Raw genomic sequence first — 19,481 nt, forward strand, 5'->3', positions numbered from 1 at the left:
TTGATGCTCTCAAATAAGATTAGCTCATTAGCGTTACTTGAAAAAGTGTGTTACGTCAAGAAAAAAGAATGGATTTTAAAAAACGGGCGGGCGAACGGCGGCTGTATAAAAATTTGATACATTCCGCACGGGCTGTACGGAAATTAGACAGGGGAAAAACGGGCATGAAAACGTTAAATTCAGTTTAATAAGCTGGTTATGGTATCGGTACGCTTTTTGCAGATAAGAAAGTACCTCTCTAAAATGAAGCATGGCTTACCATAACAGGTAACGTACTTCTTCCTATCTCCCCCTATAAAGCCACCTTCCCCTTGGGTGGCTTTTCTTTTTAAAAAAAACTTGTCAATCAGAAAAAGAAAGTGCAATATACAAAAAATTTTTAGGAGGAACGCTATGAGTTTATGCCCTTGCGGATCTCAGTTGGAAGATAAGGATTGCTGTTTGCCTGTTCTTGAAGGCGCAAAAAAGGCTCCTACCGCGGAAGCGCTGATGCGCGCACGATATACAGCCCATGTTTTGAAAAAATACGATTTTTTGGTGGAAAGCGCCCATCCGGAATTTCGTGATGATGTCAGCCCCAGTGAAATTGAAGAATGGTCTTCCGTAATGGATTGGAAATCTTTGGAAATTCTTGGAACCAAAGAAGGTCTTGAAAATGATGAAACAGGGGAAGTGAGCTTTTGCGCCCATTATTCCGTTCGGGATTTTCCTCAGGAATTGCGGGAAGATGCGTTCTTTAGAAAAGAAAATGACACATGGTACTATGTTGACGGCACTGTTTACGGCAAAGAGCCGGTGCGCCGCGAAAGTCCGAAAATCGGCAGGAACGATCCCTGCCCCTGCGGAAGCGGCAGAAAATATAAGAAATGCTGCGGAAAAAATGAAGAATAACGCGCCGGAGGGGGTGCCCGTTCGGATTGCGGCTTGCTAAAAAAAGAAGATTAATGTATTTTCAAGATACTGCATACGGCTTTAGAGGAGGAGTATATGCTTATTCGTGATTGGATGACAAGTTCGGTGATTTCAGCGAAAGAAGACGCATCAATGCTTAAAGTTTCAAAATTAATGCAAGAACATGGAATAAAACGTATTCCTATCGTCGATGACGAGATGAAACTTATCGGTATTGTTTCCGACAGAGATATTAAGGAAGCTTCACCTTCAAAAGCGACTACGTTGGATGTGCATGAACTTTCTTATCTTTTGTCAGAATTGAAAATCAAGGATATTATGACGAAAAACCCCGTTGCTGTCAGCTCGATGGATACCATCGAACAAGTCGCCCTTATCATGCTGGAGAAGAAGCTGACGGGGCTTCCTGTCGTGGATTGGGAGAAAAAGCTTGTCGGCATTATTACCGAAGCCGATATTTTTAAAATTTTCACGGAAATTTCAGGGGTTCGCCGCGGCGGTATCCAATTTGCTTTGGAGCTTTCCGAAGACCCCGGAACTTTGCCTCCCGTCCTTGATTTGATAAGGGAGAACGGCGGCAGAATCGTATCCGTGCTGACCGGCGGGTATAAAGACAATGATACCATGCGTGATGTATACATCCGCATACGTCCTATGGCGGCGGAAGAAGAGAATAATCTCATTGAAAAGATGAGAGCCCATTGCAAAGTTGTGTATTGGGTGAAGGATACAGTGCATATGCTTTGATAATGGTTTGTAATTATATGAGTTTTTTGGGTATTGCCCAAAAAAAGTAAAGAAAGTTTGTGAAAAACACTTTACAAAAATCATTTTAATGCATACTATTATTTTAATACAAAGCTCTTTGCGGGAAGTTTTTAACGGGACTTTTGCCGGAAGAGCTCGGGTCGAAAAAATTTGAATAGTTATCAAAAATACGAACTTGCTTTTTTTTGATAATTATGGCAAACAAAGAAAAGGATATTCATCCTGTTCGATTCTGATATCAAACATTGTTTTAGTCTGCATGGATTGAAACGAAAAAAACTAAATGTCCATATTGTCCAAGGAGGACCACACATGGCTGAAGTAACCTACAAAGGTAAATCTTTTGAAGTAGATGAAGACGGTTTCCTTCTTCGTTTTGATGACTGGTGCCCAGAATGGTTGGAGTATGTGAAAGACTCTGAAGGTATTTCAGAACTTAACGAAGATCACCAAAAAATTCTTGACTTCCTTCAAGATTACTATCGTAAAAATGGTATTGCTCCAATGGTTCGTATTCTTTCCAAAAACACCGGTTACAAATTGAAAGAAGTTTACGAATTGTTCCCATCTGGTCCTGGCAAAGGAGCTTGCAAAATGGCTGGACTTCCAAAACCAACCGGTTGCGTATAGTCTTTAGTCATAAAGAACTTTAAGGCAGGAATTTGTGTTCCTGCCTTTTTTTGCGGCTTCGGCATAGAAAACACCGCTTTTTAAGCCGGTGGAATGAAAAATTTTAGACACACGCTGTCCTTTTGGGAACGCTTTGATGTGTTTGGCAATCAAAACCAAAGAGGAGCGGCGCCGTATGGGCGGCAGCCAAGGTTTTTCCGTACAAAATGGAATTGCGAATATCTGGCTGCGCGAAAATTTCGCCGTTTAAATATATGCAGAAATAAAAGAGATATCGGAAAATTATCGGGCAATTTTGTAAACGGAACAAGTTGCTTTATATGGAAGAAAATGCTTGTATGGAGCATATTCACATGTTGCTGCTCATTTCGCTCCATTTTAGCATACCTTCGCTTGTGGGATAGTTGAAAGGAAAAGAACGTTCCTTGACGTATAATAGTTCAATTCAAAACGTGAATATGGAACGGGCATTTTGGGTGCGGTGACTGTCATATATGAATACGGCGGGTTGGAATAAAGACGTAATAAAGACAGGTATCCAAAATTGATGAAGATAGGATGAATAACCAATATCCGCTTGAAGAATAGTATATCTTTTTTATGGTTAACTATGAAAAAATAAAGCAAAGGTCCGTCGGGTCAGGCGTAATCGGTAAATGAAACGCTATTGGTGAACTTATTCAAAATGCTTAAAACGTAAACCTGTGTCATGCTCCTCCATTGTTGGAGAAAAGCACGGTCAGTCCATGGTTTTTATTCAAATGAAGCGGAAACTTCGGGAATTTTTTTGCGGCACTTTTTATAGTTGTTTTTATCTTATTGATATGATAGAATAAAATATCTGGATATTACAGTTTGACAAAAAAAATAATAAGCGTATTATAAAATTATAAGTAAAGCTATTCCGCAGGAAACTGTGCGGAGAGCTGCTTATCATTTATATCGTTTATAAAGCACATATGGAGGCTTAAAATGAAATTAAAATCTTTAATTGCAGCATTTGCAATGGTACTTGGTTTAAGCACGGCTGCTTATGCAAACGGCCTTGTTCGTACTGTCGACAGCTTTGACTACCTCGTAGACTATTCTGGCTCTATGATGATGACCGAACAAGAAATAAAAATGCCTAAAATGGAAATTGCCAAAGAAGTTTTGAATAAAATCACCAAAGCAATTCCTGATCTCGGCTACAAAGCAAGCATGCACACCTTGGCTCCTGCCCATGAAATTGTCGCTTACGGAGATTTCGCTCCCGCAGCCATGGAAGAAGCTGTTGGCTCTTTGCAATCCGATTTAGCTATTTACGGAAGAAAAACACCTTTGGGCAACGGCATTAATGCTTTCGCTCCCCAATATGAACAAATGGCTCGTCCAACCGCTATTATTTTGGTGAGTGACGGCTTGAACAACTTGGGTATCGAACCTGTGAAATCCATTGTTGACAATAACATCGGTGCCTGCTTCCATATCATTTCTTTTGCTGATTCCGCTGAAGGTCAGGCAACTCTCGATGAAATCGCTAAAATCAATGACTGCACAGTCATGGTTAACGGTGTTGACCTTTACAAAGACGATGCAGCTTTGAATGACTTCGTGCAAAAAGTTTTCTATGCCGGTCTCGCAAATGACGCTCTCGTGCTTCGCGGCGTAAACTTCGCTTTTGACTCCGCAGTTCTTACTGACGAAGCTAAAGAAATTTTAGGCGATGTTGCCGTTATCATTAAAGACGCAGCCAACGGTGTTGCTTTGCAAGGCTGGACTGACAGCGTTGGTACTGAAGCATACAACAAGGCTTTGTCACAACGCCGTGCTGAATCCGTAAAGGCATATTTGGTTCAAGAAGGACTTGATGCCGGCAAGATTGAAGCAAAAGGCATGGGCAAATCTTTCAAATATGATAACTCCAATGCTGACGGACGTTATTTGAACCGCCGCGTTGAAGTTCTTGTAAAGTAGTTCAACCGATCAAATTATAAGCAATACTTATAAGATTGATTAAAATAATTTATGCAAAGGCTATTTATTAACTATTAATAAATAGCCTTTGTCCGATTAAAAAACTAGCACCCTTTGAATTAAAGGTGAAAAGTTTTTATCGGAGTAATTGCTATGAAAAAAATTTTCAGCGTCATTGTCCTTTCATGCTCTTTGCTGGCTTGTACTTCCGCAAAAGAAGAAAACACCCAAGTATCTTCAGCGGAAAATCAAAATTTTGTTTATGAAAAAGTGGATGTTACCAATTTATCCGAACAGGAACAATTTGTGTATGAGCAGCTTAGAACGTTTGCGCATGGGCATATCAGCAAATGCAACGTTCAGATCATTCCCAATAAAAATTCGCCTAAAATTGAAAAACGCAACAATATGTATGTGGCGAGTTATGTTGAATTTGACCCAGGCAGTTTGAGTATGGAAATTATTTCAACACCCCATAGGAAATATCAGTATTTGGCAAAAATCAAATATCGTGAAAATCTTTATCAATGCATGGCTGAAACAGAGCAGTCAGCTTTGAAGGGCAAATATAATCTTGTGAGCAAGCGTTTTATTACCGAAGTCCCGAAATACCAACAAGGCAAATGGAAATATTAGGAAAAGGGGGTAATTCCCCTTTTTTTAGGAATAATTATGTTGAGTTGTTTGGTTTCCGCAAATTGCCAAGGTGTTCCCCTTATACGGCAATTATTGGCGTTTCAGCCGTTTGCAAAGAGTTATTCTCCGGAATTTTTTGTCAATTTTAAAAAGGAGAGCATTCCCCTTGAAAAATTGGCAAGCTGCAATTTGCTTATTTATCAAAAGCTTAATGCGCATTGGGGCGAACTTTCGGAAGATTACCTGCTGAGTCATGTCAATCCGAAAGCGAAAGTCGTTTGCATGCCGAACATTTATAATCCCGCATTATGGCCTATTTCAAAGGGGACAGGCGATTTGTCCGACCCTTACAATGAAACCTATGTTGATGAGCTTATGCGCCGCAGCTTATCGAAAGAAGAAATCCTATATCTGATTAAAAAAGTCGATTTTGCAAAGCATTATGATTTGCAGTCCATGTTTGCGGAAGCTATGAAGGTCGAGAGAAATAAAGGGTATGTCCGCTGTGCTGAGTTTTGTGATTTCATTGAAGAAAATTTTTCTAAAACCAAACTGTTCACGACATTTAATCATCCCTACGGCATTTTATTGAATAAAGTGGCGCAGACCGTGCTTGAGGAAATAGGATACAGGGGCGTTCCTGATCGGCTTATTCCGGATTTGACGTGTGATGATGAATATTATATGCCTATTCATCCTTCGGTGGCAAAATTTTTTCATTTGTCTTTCATTGACGAAAATACAAAATATCCCGTTTACGGCAATATGCTGACCTATTATGAATATGTTGCGGGGTATATTTTCGCGCGGGAAAACAAATTTCCTTTGGCCCATTATTTCAGATGTCTGTCTGAAAGAAAAAAACAAATTTCCGTCCGTTAGGCTTGACTTATCTGTTTTGCTCCTTATCTATTATTTGAACAATCGATAAGGAGTTTTTTTATGTCTTCAACCTATAAATTCAAAGCGGAAACCCATAAGGTTCTGAATATCCTTACTCACTCTTTGTATACGAACCGTGAGATTTTTTTGCGCGAATTGCTTTCCAATGCTTCCGACGCCCTTGATAAACTGCGTTTTAAACAAAATAAAGGGGAAAGCATTCTTGCTCCCGAACTTCCTTTGGAAATTAAAATCAGCACGGATAAAGAAAGCAATATCCTGACTGTCCAAGATACCGGCATTGGCATGACCAAACAGGAAATGCAGGATAATTTGGGCATTATTGCAAAGTCAGGATCTGAAAAGTTTTTAAAAGATATCGGCGATACCTCTTGCGACAGCGGCAAACAAAAAATCGACCCCTATGCCGAAGAAGAAATTGTGGAAAAACAAGAAGGGGCGGGCGCCGACGCCTCACAAATAATCGGGCGTTTCGGCATCGGTTTTTATTCCGTGTTCATGGTTGCGGATAAGGTGGAGGTGTATTCCGTTCCCGCCATTGAAAGCGTGAAGGAAGAAAGCGAAGCAAAAGCCCATGTTTGGACTTCCCATGGTTCGGACACGTTCACAATCACGCCTCTTGAGGAGGTTGCAGGGCTTGTCCGCGGTACCATGATCAAAATATATTTAAAAGATGACGCAAAAGAATTTATCGAAGAATATCGCCTTGAAAACATCATCCGCCGCCATTCCAATTTCCTGCCGTTTTCCATTTTGCTGAATGACAAGGTAATCAACACTATTTCCGCGTTATGGCGCGAACCTAAGTTCAATATTAAAAAAGAACAGTATGACGAATTTTATAAGTTCCTTACCTATGACACGGAAAATCCTTTTGATGTCATCCACTTGTCTGTTGACGCGCCGGTGCAGTTCAACGCGTTGCTTTTTATCCCTGAAAAAAGCGAAGACTATTTTCTGGAACAAAAGGACCAATGGGGGCTTGATTTGTATGTCCGCCGCGTCCTTATCGAGAAAAACAGGCAGGAACTTCTGCCCAACTATTTCGCTTTTGTGAAAGGTGTTGTGGATACGGAAGATTTGCCTTTGAATATTTCCCGGGAAACATTGCAGGAAAATATCGTTTTAAAGAAAATTTCCCAAACCATCGTGCGTCAGCTCATGAGTCATTTTGAAAAAATGGCGGCGCAGGATAAGGAAAAGTATAACACTTTTTGGAATAAGCACGGCAAATATTTTAAATTTGCGTTCAATGATTTTGTATACCGCGACAGGGTTGCGAAGCTCATGCGTTTTGTTTCTTCCGGCTCCGAAGAGCTTCTCAGCCTTGAAGAATATGTCAGCCGCATGAAAGCCGGACAAAAGGATATTTGGTATGTGAGCGCTTCTTCCAAAGAAGCCGCTAAGCTCAATCCTCATATGGAACGGTTCACCCGCAAGGGGCTTGAAGTTTTATATTTGCTTGAACCGGTCGAAGAAATCGCTCTTGAGAGTTTGCAAAAATTCAATGAGTACACGTTTAAGAATATTGAAACGGCTGATGCCCGTGCTCTTGATGATTTTGCTGATGTGGAAAAAGCGGAATCCGATTTGCCGAAACTTTCCGACCTTGAAAAGACGGAATTTGAGCAAATGCTTGAACGCATGAAAGAAGTGCTTGGCGATAAAGTGAAAGACGTGAAAAGCACGGACAGACTGTCAGGCAGTCCTGCCTGCATGGCTTCCCAAGACGGTGTAAGTTCGACCATGGAAAAATTGATGCGCTCTTTCCAAAAAGACGACAGCATTCCGCAAAAAGTGCTTGAAGTCAACCCCGACCATGCATTGATCCGTTCTTTGCTGACTATTTACAAGGACGACAGCCGTTCCGGTCTTTTTGAAGAAATGGTGTGGGGAATTTTTGACAACACTGTTTTGCTTGACGGTTATATGAACGATCCGTTCCTTATGGCGCAAAGAAGTTTGAAGCTCATGGAAAAAGCGGGTCAATGGTATGCTGATTTAAGAAATAAGTGATTGTTTGTTTTGGGGGAATTGTTTTCCCCAAGTTTTTTGCACGGAATTCTTTTTTGAATTTCGTGCTTTTTTTTGGTCTTTATTTTGCATGGGGTTCATATGTCGAAATGGACAAGAGTATTTTTTGTCCGCAGGAAGAAAAAGGATTGGAGGATATGCCGGGAACAAAAAAGGAAAAAAATTTGAGTTTTTCCTTTGGCACTGACAGAAAACTGCTGCGAAAAATGTTTTGGCATGGTCTTTGCTTAATAAGGTGTATGAAAAGAAATGAACATCATTTTGTCAGATTTATGACAGCATGTTGTGACGGCAAGGAGTTTATATGCAAAATTCACTTTATACGGGATTATTTGCGTCGTTAACGACTGAACATAGAATGGCCATGATAAGCAACAACTTGGCGAATGTGAACACCGCAGGTTATAAATCCGATGCATTGGCTTTTAAAGATACGATGATACATTTCGCCCATGATTTTATTCGTGAGCCGTTGGAAAATTTGCGTTCCGAACCTTTATTCCCGGAACAGTGCCTACGGGCCAGAACCCGTATCGCCACAAAAGAAACGGACTTTTCCCAGGGAAGCATGCAGTTTACGGGCAATCAGCTTGACATAGCCATTGTCGGCGAAGGGTTTTACCGCGTGAATGCTCCGCAGGGCGAGTATTTGACACGTTCCAGCGCTTTCACCAAAGGTCCGGACGGTACGATAATGACGAAACAGGGATACCCAGTGCAGGGTACAGGAGGAAATATCGTTCTTCCGCCGAATGCAAGCAATGTTCATGTTTCCGCGGACGGAGCCGTTTATGCGGACGGTCAGCAAGTGGGACAGCTTGACGTGGTCACCGTGGAAGACCCGCAGCTTTTAAGAAAGGTCGGCAACAACCTTTATGGTGTTCCTGAAGGTGTCGGTCTGCAAAATGTTTTGGACGGCGAAAGGACTATGGTCAGCCAAGGTTATACGGAGGCTGCCAATGTCAATGTCGTGTATGAAATGGTCAACATGATTGAAGTGCAAAGGATGTTTGAAGCCCAGCAAAAAGTCATGTCAACGGCGAATGATGTGGATAAACAAGTGATAACTACTGTTGGTAAAGCACGGTAATAAAGCGAGGATAACGATATGATGCGTTCATTATGGTCTGCGGCGAGCGGTATGCATGCGCAGCAAATGAATATCGATGTGATTTCAAATAACTTGGCAAACGTGAACACCTCCGGCTTTAAAAAAAGCAGAGCCGAATTTGAAGATTTGATGTATCAAACCATGAGGGTTGCGGGTTCCCGCGGTCCTGCGGACCAGCAAATTCCTGTCGGCATTCAGGTCGGCTTGGGGGTTCGTACCGTTTCCGTGCATAAATTTTTCACGGAAGGAAATCTGCAGAATACGGATAACACTTTGGACATCGCCATCGAGGGTGACGGATTTTTCCAGGTTCAAGTGGGCGAGGAGTTGATGTATACCCGCTCAGGGGCGTTTAAATTAAATTCAGACGGCGTCATCGTTACGGCAAACGGCTATGAATTGCAGCCCCAGTTCACCGTTCCGTCCGAAACCCGTTCCATTGCCATTTCCGAAGACGGTGAAATCGTTTGCCTTGACGGGCAGTCCAATGAAATTGCAACCGGTGATATTCCGTTGTATACTTTTGTCAACAATGCCGGTTTGGATTCCCGCGGCAGAAACCTCTATATGCCGACGGAAGCTTCCGGCGAGGCTGTGCAGGGCGTTCCCGGAGAAGATAATGTGGGCACATTGGCACAGGGCTTTTTGGAAATGTCAAACGTTGAAATCGTTGAGGAAATGGTTAATATGATTGTCGGACAGCGCGCTTATGAAATGAACTCGAAAGCGATTCAGACTTCCGATACCATGCTGCAAACAGCGATTAACGTAAAACGTCAATAAAATAAGTGAAATATGGAGAGGGGAAAAATCATGTTCCGAAAAAATAGGCAAGAATATAGTCATAAAATTGACATGTATTTCTTATGCATGGTTTTTTCTCTCTTTGTCTTGCTTTTTCCAAGCTTGGCGCAAGCGAATAAAGCCTACGGCGTTGATAAGAAAGTTGAAAGCGCCCGTCATAGCGAGCCGTTGGGACAAGATGTTTGGCGTTTGAAAATTCAGGAAGCCGCCATTGTGCGGGGCGATAAGGTCTTGTTGGGTGAAATCGCGGAGCCTCTGGGCTCGATTTCCCGGGAAAAATGGCAGGAATTTGCGAAAAAGGAATTGTGGGATAGCCCGCCGGAACTCGGAAAACCTTATAAGATCAGCAAAGCGAATTTGAAGAATGCGCTGCGTTCCTCTCTTGGCATGTATGCGGATTCTTGCTTGCTTCCCAATGCCCTTGTTTTGCAAAGAGGCGGGGAAGTCGTGCGGGAAGAAAAACTGCGCCAAATGGCGATGCAGTATTTGACGCCTCAAATGAATAAACTCGGCGGAAGAAGCGATTTGACAGATTTTCGTCTGCCTGCCTATATTTTTGTGAGCAGCCGTTCGCAAAATTTGGTTTTGGAAAAAACAGCCGTAGAGCCCGGGCGGATCAATCTTCGTTTTGCAATTCAGGAAATGGACGGAAAAATCATACAGCGTTTTACCGGAACCGCATTTTTGAACGTTTGGGTGGATACGCCGGCGGCGGCAAGACCTCTTGCAAAGGGTGACACGCTCAATCGGCAGGACATCACTTTTAAAAGTGTGAATCTTGCGTATGAACGCGCGGAACTTTGGGACGGAAAGGGCGGTCCGTGGCAGGTGACCCGTCCTTTGGGCGCAATGGAAGTTATCGGCACGGCGGATTTGAAGCCTTTGTCAACCATAAAAAAAGGCGATAAGGTAACGCTTGTTTATCAAAAAAACGGCATACATCTTTCTGTGCTTGTGGAAGCTATGGAAGACGGCGCGTTAGGCGATACGGTCTTGGTTCGCAATATTGATTCAAAAAAACAAATTTACGGGAAAGTGCAAGACAACGATACGCTTCTTGCAAAGTAGGATGGTATGAAAAAACATATTTTTTGCGTAGCGGCAATGGGAATGGTTTTTATGGCAGGCTGTACGGCGTCAAGGGAAGCCCCTGTCGTCACTCAGCCGGTTATGCAGCCGATAACGTATCAGGAACCTGCCCCAGCCTATGATAATCCCGGAAGCCTGTATAATCCCAATCAATACCGCTCCATTTACGAAGACGGCAGGGCGAGGCGTGTCGGTGACATCGTGACGATCAACGTTGTCGAGCAGCAGTCGGGTTCACAGGAAGTAACCACTGATGCGACCAGGACGAACACGACGTCCGCGAGCATAGCCGCCCTTGGAAAGAGAAAAAGTTTGTTCGGTATTCCGATTGGGGCTGAAACTCCGATTTTTGAGGGTTCAAGCTCAAGCGATTTGCAGGGTGACGCGGAGTCCACACGCAACAGTTCCATTACCGCAACGCTTGCCGCACGTGTGATCAATGTGCTGCCTGACGGAAATTTGCAGATTGAAGCCGTGCGTGAAATAACCTTGAACGATGAAACGCAGTTCATGGTTGTGACAGGCATTATCCGGGCAAGGGATATTGCCGCCAACAATACTATCGCTTCGACACAAATAGCCAATGCGAAAATAGAGTATTACGGACGGGGAGTACTCAGCCAAAAGCAAAAACCGGGATGGCTTTCCCGTTTCCTGGAAATGGTTTCACCGTTCTGATTTGAAAAATATGAGACCTGCTGCAAAGCGGGTCTTTTTTTGTGCGCTTTAGCTCAAAAAAACCACCAGCTAAGCTGGTGGAATAAAAATCTTTAGATACAAGACTTTCTTTCTTTGGTATATATTTGATGTGTTCGTCAATCGAAACCAAAGAAGGAAAGTTTTTTATGAATGAGAACCAGAGCTTATCCCATACCAAATGGAGTTACAAGCCTTACATTGTATTCGCACAAAAATTTCGGCGTAAGGAAATATATTTGAAAATGAAAGATGATAGAGGAAAAATTTTAAGGCAGTGTTGTGACCAAAAAAAGGTACGTTCTTAGAAAAGGTGCTGACCGGTCCGTATGCTGGTTATCATTCCCCTTAACCTAAGCGTGTCTGCATTCATGGGATATTTGAAAAAAAAACGCTCTTTGATGATTTGATAGTTATGCCAATCTGAAATATGAATATGGAAAATGTTGGATGCAGCAGGCATTTTGCTGATACAGCAGGGCGGACTACAGAAGCAATAAAAGCGTATGGTTGAAATCTGTTTGTGCATGAAATGCGGCAGGCATGAGGCAAGGCAGGAGTTTGGCATGCGCGTTAAATATCTTGACAGGCATGTTTTTTGAATATAATATTAAAATGTCGACATTTAAAATATATTAAAAATAGCTGGAGGGTTCGCATGGAAGAAAAAAGAAAAGAATTTTTGCCCATGTACGGCGGAATATGGGGAGGCATGGTTCCTCTTGCAATTCTTATTGTCGGTTTGGTTTGGCTGTCTGTTGCGGAACGCGGCGGGACAAAACCTTTTTGGGCATGCGGCTGGCTTGCGCTTGCAGGCGGTTTGTTTTTTGCAAAAGATAAAGCCGAATACTGCAAAGCCGCAATGCGGGGTATCGGCAATCAAACAGGCATAGTCATTGTCACGGCATGGCTTTTTGCAGGTGTGTTTGGAAAAATCATGGCTGCCGGCGGGCTGGTGAACGGTTTATTGTGGTTAGGCATGTCCACCGGAGCGCAGGAAGGCATTTTTACGACCCTTGTTTTTATAACAGCGATGCTTTTTTCTCTGGGTACGGGAACAAGTACGGGAACATGCCTTTCTTTGACTCCGGTATTGTATCCCGCAGGGATTTTTCTCGGCTGCGATCCCGTTTTATTGGGAACGGCGATTTTATCGGGAGCCGCTTTTGGCGATAACTTGGCGCCCATTTCCGATACGACCATTGTTTCCGCTTATACGCAAGGCGCTGAAATGCGCGATGTCGTCCGCAGCCGTTTCCCGCTGGCTATGGCTGCCGCATGTATTTCCGCTGTTGTTTTCTTGTTTTTCGGCGGCGGAGGAGATGTGAATATTCTGCCTGATTTGAATGCGCAGCTCAATCCAAAAGGGGCGTTTTTGCTGCTTGCGATGGCGGTTGTCGTGGTGAGCGCATTAATGGGACGCCACATCATTGAATCCCTCATTTACGGCAATGTTTGCGCCATGCTTATCAGCGTGGCGATCGGAACGTTGCATTTTTCGGATTTCTTCGGCATTCCTGAAGCCGGGCAAAGCACTGGTCTTATTCAAAGCGGTATTGAAGGTGTTGTAGGGGCGATTATTTTCGCTGTGTTAATTTTGGCTGTGACCCAGATTTTGGTTGAATGCGGAATTTTGGAAAAAATTCTTGAATTTGCGAACAGGAGCATTGTCGCGACAGTATCGCAAGCCGAATTGTTCATTATCGGCGTAACGGTCGCCGCTTCCATTCCGATTTCCGCAAACGCGCCGGCATTGCTTCTCGTCGGACCGTCTCTTGTCCGTCCTATGGGTGAAAAATTCAATTTGGCGGCGGCAAGGCGGGCCAATCTTATGGACTGTGCCGTATGCACGATATTCTTTATTTTACCGTGGCACATCGCTGTTGCCGTTTGGTATGGCGCATTGGTGACGGCTTCGGAAACATGGGGATTTGAAGCTCCTGCTGTCAGTTCCGCATTAATGAACCCTTATTCTTGGGCTCTGCTTGCGGTTATTCTTTTCTCCGCCCTTACCGGTTGGAACAGGAAGTTTGAAAACTCCGGGCAGACAACATAACCGCTGTTTTGGTTCAAATAAATAAAAAAGGATTGGAATTGCCCAATCCTTTTTTGTATTTTTTTCGTTTTTTCTATCTTGTTTCAGCCGTATGCTATTTTACGAAAAGCATGTGCTGATAGCTCGGAAACGGCCATAAATCTTCCGCAACCAAGGTTTCCAAGCTGTCGGCGAGCGTTCTGAGTTCCTGCATGGCGACAAGGATTTTGCTGCGGCAGTGTTCCGCTTCCGTCATTTGGATATTAGGCGCAAGTCCGGGATTTTTCTGCACATTGATACGTTCTTTTTCGTCCACAGGGTCGAAATCGATTTGAACTTGCAGTTCGCGGATAGCCATGTCAAGTTTGAGTATGAGTTCGCTCATTTCTTTGAGGAGCTTATCGGAATTTTCAATACCCAAGCCTGAAAGGACTTTCGCATTTTTGGCAAGTTCCGTCTGATAGCGGATGGCGGCGGGATAAATGTTCGTGCGGGCCATGCTTAAAGCAAGTTTCGCTTCCGTATGGGTTGTTTTGATATATTGCTCGAAATACACTTCCTGGCGGGAACGCAGTTCTTCACGGCAAAGCACGTTGTAGCGCGTGCAAAGGTCGATGATTTCCGGACTGGTGAAAACGGGAAGCGCGTCCGGGGTATGGGGGTGAATGGGCAATTTGCGGCGTTCGGCTTCCTTGTGCCAGACTTTGGAATATCCATCGCCGTTGAATAAAACCGCGCTGTGTTCTTCAACGATAAAAGCCACAAGCTTTTGCACCGCTTCGCCGAGGGTGCAGTTTTTTTGCAGTTCACGTTCGAGGAAGGTGGCGGAAAAATCAAGGCTTTCGGCAAGCATGGTATTCAAAGCGACTATGGAGCCGGCAGGATTTTGGGAAGAGCCGACGGCCCTGAATTCAAAACGGTTGCCCACAAAAGCGAAAGGACTGGTACGGTTTCTGTCGCCCGGGTCGGCGGGAATGGGAGGAAGCGTATCGACACCGATATTCATGATACGTTTTTTGCGGCTTCCTTTCACTTCTCCAATTCTGAACTGATCCAAAATATCCTGGAGTTGGTCACCGAGGAAAAGGGACATGATGGCAGGCGGGGCTTCGTGCGCGCCAAGACGGAAATCATTGGAAGCGGAAGCAACCGTTGCGCGCAGGAAAGCGCCGTATTTATGGACGGCGCGAATGACGGCACAAAGGAAAACCAAGAATTGGGCATTGTCGTGAGGGGTTTCCCCCGGTTCGAAAAGGTTGCCGATTTCCTTATTGCCAATGGAATAGTTCACGTGTTTTCCGGAACCGTTCAGCCCTTGGAAAGGTTTTTCATGGAGAATGCAGACAAGATTATGTTTTCTCGCCACACGGCGGAGAATGGTCATGATCAGTTGGTTGTGGTCGGTGGCGAGGTTTGCGGATTCGTACAGAGGGGCGATTTCATATTGGCTGGGAGCAACTTCGTTATGGCGTGTTTTTACGGGAATGCCAAGTTTGTAGAGTTCTTGTTCCACTTCAACCATAAAGGCGAAAACGCGTTCGGGAATAACACCGTAATATTGGTCTTCAAATTCCTGTCCTTTTGGAGGTTTCGCACCGAAAAGGGTGCGTCCCGCAATGAGCAGATCAGGACGTTTCATGACGTAATCACGGTCGACAAGGAAATATTCCTGTTCCAAACCGCCGTTTGCCGCAATAGGCAGATTGGTTTCAACGCCGAAAAGTTTTAAAACCCGTTGGGCTTGCTTATTGACAGCTTGGTTGGAGCGCAAAAGAGGTGTTTTTTTATCAAGAGCCAGACCGGTCCATGAAAGGAAAAGCGTCGGAATGCAAAGAACTATGCCCCCTGCATTTTCCATGACGTAGGCGGGGCTTGTCACGTCCCAAGCCGTATATCCGCGGGCTTCAAAGGTCGAGCGAAGTCCGCCGGAAGGAAGGCTGGAGCCGTCCGCTTCGCCTTTGACAAGGTTTGAACCGCTAAACTCGGCGATCGCGCCTCCCTCGTCGTCGGGCGTCAGGAAACTGTCGTGTTTTTCCGCACTGTTGTCCGTAAGAGGATAGAAAACGTGGGTGTAGTGGGTGGCGCCTTTGCTGACTGCCCAATCTTTAATGGCGGAAGCAACCACATCGGCAATGGCGGGGTCAAGTCTTTCCCCTTTTTCAATTGTCTGTTTCAAAGATTTATAAACCGTTTTGGGCAAGTGTTGACGCATCGCCTTGTCGTTGAAAACATTTTCACCATAATAATCGGTCGGCAAGGGCTTGCTTGCGCATTCAACATGAGAGGACATACTGGCTCCTTTTATTTTGATATCCTACGGTATTGACCGCCAACAGCATAGAAGGTGTCTTCCACTGTGAACATGGCATGGGGGTCGTGTCTGAAAACAAGTTCTTCAAGGAACTTGATCATTGTTTTTGCGGTGATGGTGATCACAATTTCTTTCGCTTCGTGGCTGTATCCGCCATAGGCGGGCAAAAGCGTCGTTCTTCCGCCGTGTTTTGCGATTTCCCGGCAAAGTTCTTGCCCCTTATTCGTAATGATGACAACCATTTTTCTTTGGTTGAACATGCCCACGACGTAGTTTGTTACCTGCCCGACAATGAAAATTTGAATAAAGGAAACAATAATTAAATCAGGGCTTATGCTGAAAGCGGAAGCGATGAAAATAACGCTGTTGAACATGAATGAGAAACTGCCGAATTGCACGCCCCATTTTTGGTTGACATAGGCTGCGATAAAATCGAGCCCGCCGCTTGAGCCTTTTGTCTTGAGCATGACTCCGCAGCCGATACCGTATAAGACCCCTGATAAGATGCAGGCGTAAAGGGGGTCTTGAATGGGAATGGTTATTCCGTTTAAAACAACGGTCCATGCGGACATGGCGAATGTCCCGTAAGTTGTGTAAATGACAAAAGCCCGACTGACATTGAACCAGCTGAAAACCATGAGCGGAATGTTAAAAAGCAGGTTCCATGTCGTCGCGCTCATGAAATTGCCGAAAATATAGGTGCATAAGAGGCTGACACCCATAATTCCGCCGGTCAGAAAACCATGGGGAGCGGCGACGTTTTGTACGGCGAACGTGACAAACCCCGCTCCGACAGTAAGAAGAAATAAATTCCATAAGGTATAATCGTATAAGCGTCTTTTCATAAATTTTACCAACCTTGTTTTCCCACAAGGTCAACAAATGTCGTTGTACCGTGATTTTCTTCTTTGCAGACGTTCCCCGATTTGAAAACCCGGATCAGATTTTGGGACATTCTCTCGCAGCCGACAGGAATAAGCATGATTCCGTTTTTCGCCAATTGGTTTTTAAGGGCGTCGGGAATGGTCGGTCCTCCCGCAGCCACGATAATTCTGTCAAAGGGAGCGAAAAGTTCCAAACCCAGCGTGCCGTCCGACAGAAAAAGCTGTATATCGTAATAGCCCAGTTTTTTTGTTAAGAGGTCTTTTGTTTTCGTATATAGTTCTTGTATGCGTTCCACGGAAAAAACGTTCAAACCCATTTCACGAAGAACTGCCGCCTGATAGCCGGAGCCTGTGCCGATTTCCAGAACTTTCATACCCCGTTCCGCCATGAGGAGCTGGCACATGAGCGCGACGGTATAGGGCTGTGAAATGGTTTGTCCGCAGGCAATGGGAAGCGGTCTGTCTTCATAAGCCGTAGGGTGAAGCGCTTCATTGACAAATAAATGGCGCGGCACGGTTTCCATTGCCCGCAAAACGGCTTGGTCCGTAATTCCGCGTGCGGCAAGCTGTTCTTTCACCATACGCTGGCGGGAATATTTATAAATATCGGCTTGCCGGCAATCGAAGTTCGGACGGGGATTGGTTTTTTGAGGTCTGTGCAAAAGTTCCGCGGGAGTGATGAGATGCCGGATAATTTCTTTGCGGGAAGAGTTTTCAGCTTCTTTTTTGGCATATTCAGCATTTAAACGCAGGACCCGTTCCGTGGGCATTCCCCATGGTTCATAGGTCAACCCTTCGATTTTATTATGAGAATTTTTTTGCTGTGCTGTGGTTTTTCTGCTTGACATCGTATACCTTCCACGTTTTTAAGTGTAATAAATAAGGTATGCTTAGTCAAAGCATTTCTTAGGCTTGGAGGATTTTTTCAAGATCGCTCAAAACCGCGCTTTTCAAGGAAACAAATTCTTCTTCTGTTTTTGCTTCAAAACGTACGGTCAATTGCTCGCCTGTCTGGGATGCCCTGACCAAAAACCATGAATTTTCAAAAACGCAGCGTATTCCGTCAATGCAAATGCATTCCGCGCGGTTTTGGTATTTTTGCGTGAAATGGGCGATGACTCTTTGATTGATGGTTTTTTTCCGTTCTTTTGTGCAGGGAACGGCGATTTCTTCACTTGTGAAAATATGTCCCCAATTCGGAAGCGCGGTTAAATCAAGATTATTTTTTTCCAGTAAAGAAATGAGCCGGACGGCGGTTAAAATCCCGTCATCGGTTTTATACCAGTTTTCCGCATGAAAAAAATGTCCGGAAAGTTCGCCGCCAAAATCGGCGCCGGTCTTCAGCATTCCTTTTTTCAGCGTGGAATGTCCTGTGGGCATGAGCTGATACTTCGCTCCCAACCTTTTGATTTCATTGATGAGTTCCTGAGAACATTTAACATCGACCAAAAAAAGGGCGTCGGGCTTTTTTTTGATAATTTCGTTGATAAAAATACTTATCAGCTCGTCGCTTTTTAAAATCCGGCAATTTTTATCCGCAAGCACGACCCTGTCGCCGTCACCGTCAAGGGCGATACCGTATTTCGCTTGTTTTTCCCGCATTGTTTTTAAAAGCGCCTGTAAATTTTTCGCCCGTGTGGGGTCCGGATTGTGGTTGGGAAAATTTTCTTCTTCTTCGCAAAAAAGTTCATGGACATCCGCCCGGGCTTTTCTGAAAATATCGGCGCAAAGTTTTCCTGCCGCCCCGTTTGCTCCGTCAATGACAAGGGAACAGTCAAGAGGCTCGCTGTTTTCCAAAACTTTTTCGGCATAACTTGGCAGGCAGTTGTAAAAACTGATAAAACCCTTTGCGGAATTTTGTTTCTGCATGGTTTCCATGAGCTCCGGCACAGTCTGATTGCTTTTATTCAGCGAGCTGAAAAACTTTTGCATTTCATGGTAAAGACCGCGTATTTTTTCTCCGGAAAGGGTTGTTTCCCCGTTCCATAGTTTGAAGCCGGAAAACTCGGCGGGATTATGGCTTGCGGTTATTTCTATTCCTGCAAAAATTCCCAGATGGTGGATACTGAAATAAAGGCAGGGCGTCGGCACCATTCCCAAGCTGATCACGTGCAGCCCGTGCAGGGAAAAGACTTTCGCCAGAATATCATGGAACAAAGCGGAATTTTTTCTTGTGTCATAACCGATTAAAATACGCTTGTGCCCTTCTTCCTTATAAAAAGCGGCAAGCACGAAACCAAGGGCGCGGACAAATTCCTCATTGATTTCCGTATCCAGCAATCCGCGGATATCATATTCTCTGAAAATATGTTCAAGGTTTTTTACTGGCATAAATTTCTTTACTCATTGCGTATTTATAGGTACAAATAAGGACGTTTTCGCCAATGTGTTAATGAATATAAAGGAAATATGAAATTTGACAAGTGCCCTTATGATTGAAAACATCATCTTTTGCTTCGCTTTCGCCTTGCAAATTTTCGCGTGGGTTTTGGCGGGAGGAAAATTTGCCTTCCGTCCCCGTTCCATGAAAAATACAGGAAAAAAAGCTTGTTGGAATACCGTTCTTTTCCGCAGGGTCTGTCTTTGCCTGGGGGCTGCCGCCGTGGCAGGCTATGCATATGGTTCGCATGATTATCTGCTCTTTGCGGGGCAGGCTGTCCTTTTGCCGATACTTTGGTTCAGAACGGGAATAGAGAGAACGGAATGACGCTG

17 protein-coding genes are annotated in these 19,481 nt (G+C 44.3%); 13 read left to right on the forward strand and 4 right to left on the reverse strand.

Annotated elements, in window-relative coordinates:
- Window positions 1–393: 393 nt before the first annotated feature.
- The 12 genes from JBF11_RS08825 to JBF11_RS08880 all read left to right on the forward strand — a co-directional run bounded on the left by JBF11_RS08825 (window position 394) and on the right by JBF11_RS08880 (window position 13,595).
- On the forward strand, window positions 394–891 hold the full coding sequence (locus JBF11_RS08825) for a YchJ family protein (RefSeq protein ID WP_334315111.1): 498 nt from the start codon (window positions 394–396) through the stop codon (window positions 889–891).
- A gap of 96 nt (window positions 892–987) precedes the next feature.
- A complete protein-coding gene (locus JBF11_RS08830; RefSeq protein ID WP_334315112.1) occupies window positions 988–1,659 on the forward strand; it encodes a CBS and ACT domain-containing protein in 672 nt (223 codons plus the stop codon).
- Between the two features lie 333 nt (window positions 1,660–1,992).
- The gene (locus JBF11_RS08835; RefSeq protein ID WP_334315113.1) at window positions 1,993–2,310 is read left to right on the forward strand and encodes a TusE/DsrC/DsvC family sulfur relay protein; all 318 of its coding nucleotides are present in this window, start codon (window positions 1,993–1,995) and stop codon (window positions 2,308–2,310) included.
- A 972-nt stretch (window positions 2,311–3,282) separates the two neighbouring features.
- Window positions 3,283–4,266 (forward strand): OmpA family protein, encoded by a 984-nt coding sequence (locus JBF11_RS08840; protein ID WP_334315114.1) that lies wholly within the window; start codon window positions 3,283–3,285, stop codon window positions 4,264–4,266.
- A gap of 153 nt (window positions 4,267–4,419) precedes the next feature.
- A complete protein-coding gene (locus tag JBF11_RS08845; RefSeq protein ID WP_334315115.1) occupies window positions 4,420–4,902 on the forward strand; it encodes an META domain-containing protein in 483 nt (160 codons plus the stop codon).
- Between the two features lie 36 nt (window positions 4,903–4,938).
- On the forward strand, window positions 4,939–5,784 hold the full coding sequence (locus tag JBF11_RS08850) for a WcbI family polysaccharide biosynthesis putative acetyltransferase (protein WP_334315116.1): 846 nt from the start codon (window positions 4,939–4,941) through the stop codon (window positions 5,782–5,784).
- A gap of 60 nt (window positions 5,785–5,844) precedes the next feature.
- Window positions 5,845–7,821, forward strand: a complete 1,977-nt coding sequence (htpG, locus tag JBF11_RS08855; protein ID WP_334315117.1) for a molecular chaperone HtpG — start codon at window positions 5,845–5,847, stop codon at window positions 7,819–7,821.
- Window positions 7,822–8,143: 322 nt separating this feature from the next.
- Window positions 8,144–8,929: a flagellar hook-basal body protein gene (locus JBF11_RS08860; protein WP_334315118.1), complete on the forward strand. Its 786-nt coding sequence runs from the start codon at window positions 8,144–8,146 to the stop codon at window positions 8,927–8,929.
- Window positions 8,930–8,947: 18 nt separating this feature from the next.
- A complete protein-coding gene (gene flgG, locus JBF11_RS08865; protein ID WP_334315119.1) occupies window positions 8,948–9,733 on the forward strand; it encodes a flagellar basal-body rod protein FlgG in 786 nt (261 codons plus the stop codon).
- Window positions 9,734–9,763: 30 nt separating this feature from the next.
- Window positions 9,764–10,822, forward strand: a complete 1,059-nt coding sequence (gene flgA, locus JBF11_RS08870; protein ID WP_334315120.1) for a flagellar basal body P-ring formation chaperone FlgA — start codon at window positions 9,764–9,766, stop codon at window positions 10,820–10,822.
- 6 nt (window positions 10,823–10,828) lie between these two features.
- Entirely contained in the window at window positions 10,829–11,521 is a 693-nt protein-coding gene (locus JBF11_RS08875; protein WP_334315121.1) for a flagellar basal body L-ring protein FlgH, read from the forward strand.
- Window positions 11,522–12,197: 676 nt separating this feature from the next.
- The gene (locus JBF11_RS08880; protein ID WP_334315122.1) at window positions 12,198–13,595 is read left to right on the forward strand and encodes a Na+/H+ antiporter NhaC family protein; all 1,398 of its coding nucleotides are present in this window, start codon (window positions 12,198–12,200) and stop codon (window positions 13,593–13,595) included.
- Between the two features lie 94 nt (window positions 13,596–13,689).
- On the opposite strand, the gene JBF11_RS08885 is transcribed toward JBF11_RS08880, so the two are convergent.
- The 4 genes from JBF11_RS08885 to JBF11_RS08900 form a co-directional block, all read right to left on the reverse strand.
- A complete protein-coding gene (locus tag JBF11_RS08885; protein ID WP_334315123.1) occupies window positions 13,690–15,864 on the reverse strand; it encodes a glutamine synthetase III family protein in 2,175 nt (724 codons plus the stop codon).
- An 11-nt stretch (window positions 15,865–15,875) separates the two neighbouring features.
- Window positions 15,876–16,730, reverse strand: a complete 855-nt coding sequence (locus JBF11_RS08890; RefSeq protein ID WP_334315124.1) for a YitT family protein — start codon at window positions 16,728–16,730, stop codon at window positions 15,876–15,878.
- A 5-nt stretch (window positions 16,731–16,735) separates the two neighbouring features.
- Window positions 16,736–17,350, reverse strand: a complete 615-nt coding sequence (locus JBF11_RS08895; RefSeq protein ID WP_334316333.1) for a protein-L-isoaspartate(D-aspartate) O-methyltransferase — start codon at window positions 17,348–17,350, stop codon at window positions 16,736–16,738.
- 325 nt (window positions 17,351–17,675) lie between these two features.
- Entirely contained in the window at window positions 17,676–19,100 is a 1,425-nt protein-coding gene (locus JBF11_RS08900) for a phosphomannomutase/phosphoglucomutase (RefSeq protein ID WP_334315125.1), read from the reverse strand.
- An 85-nt stretch (window positions 19,101–19,185) separates the two neighbouring features.
- Between JBF11_RS08900 and JBF11_RS08905 the strand changes: the two genes are divergently transcribed.
- On the forward strand, window positions 19,186–19,476 hold the full coding sequence (locus JBF11_RS08905; protein ID WP_334315126.1) for a hypothetical protein: 291 nt from the start codon (window positions 19,186–19,188) through the stop codon (window positions 19,474–19,476).
- Window positions 19,477–19,481 lie beyond the last annotated feature (5 nt).

It is taken from the genome of Taurinivorans muris (assembly GCF_025232395.1).
GTDB classification, from domain to species: Bacteria; Desulfobacterota; Desulfovibrionia; order Desulfovibrionales; family Desulfovibrionaceae; genus Taurinivorans; species Taurinivorans muris.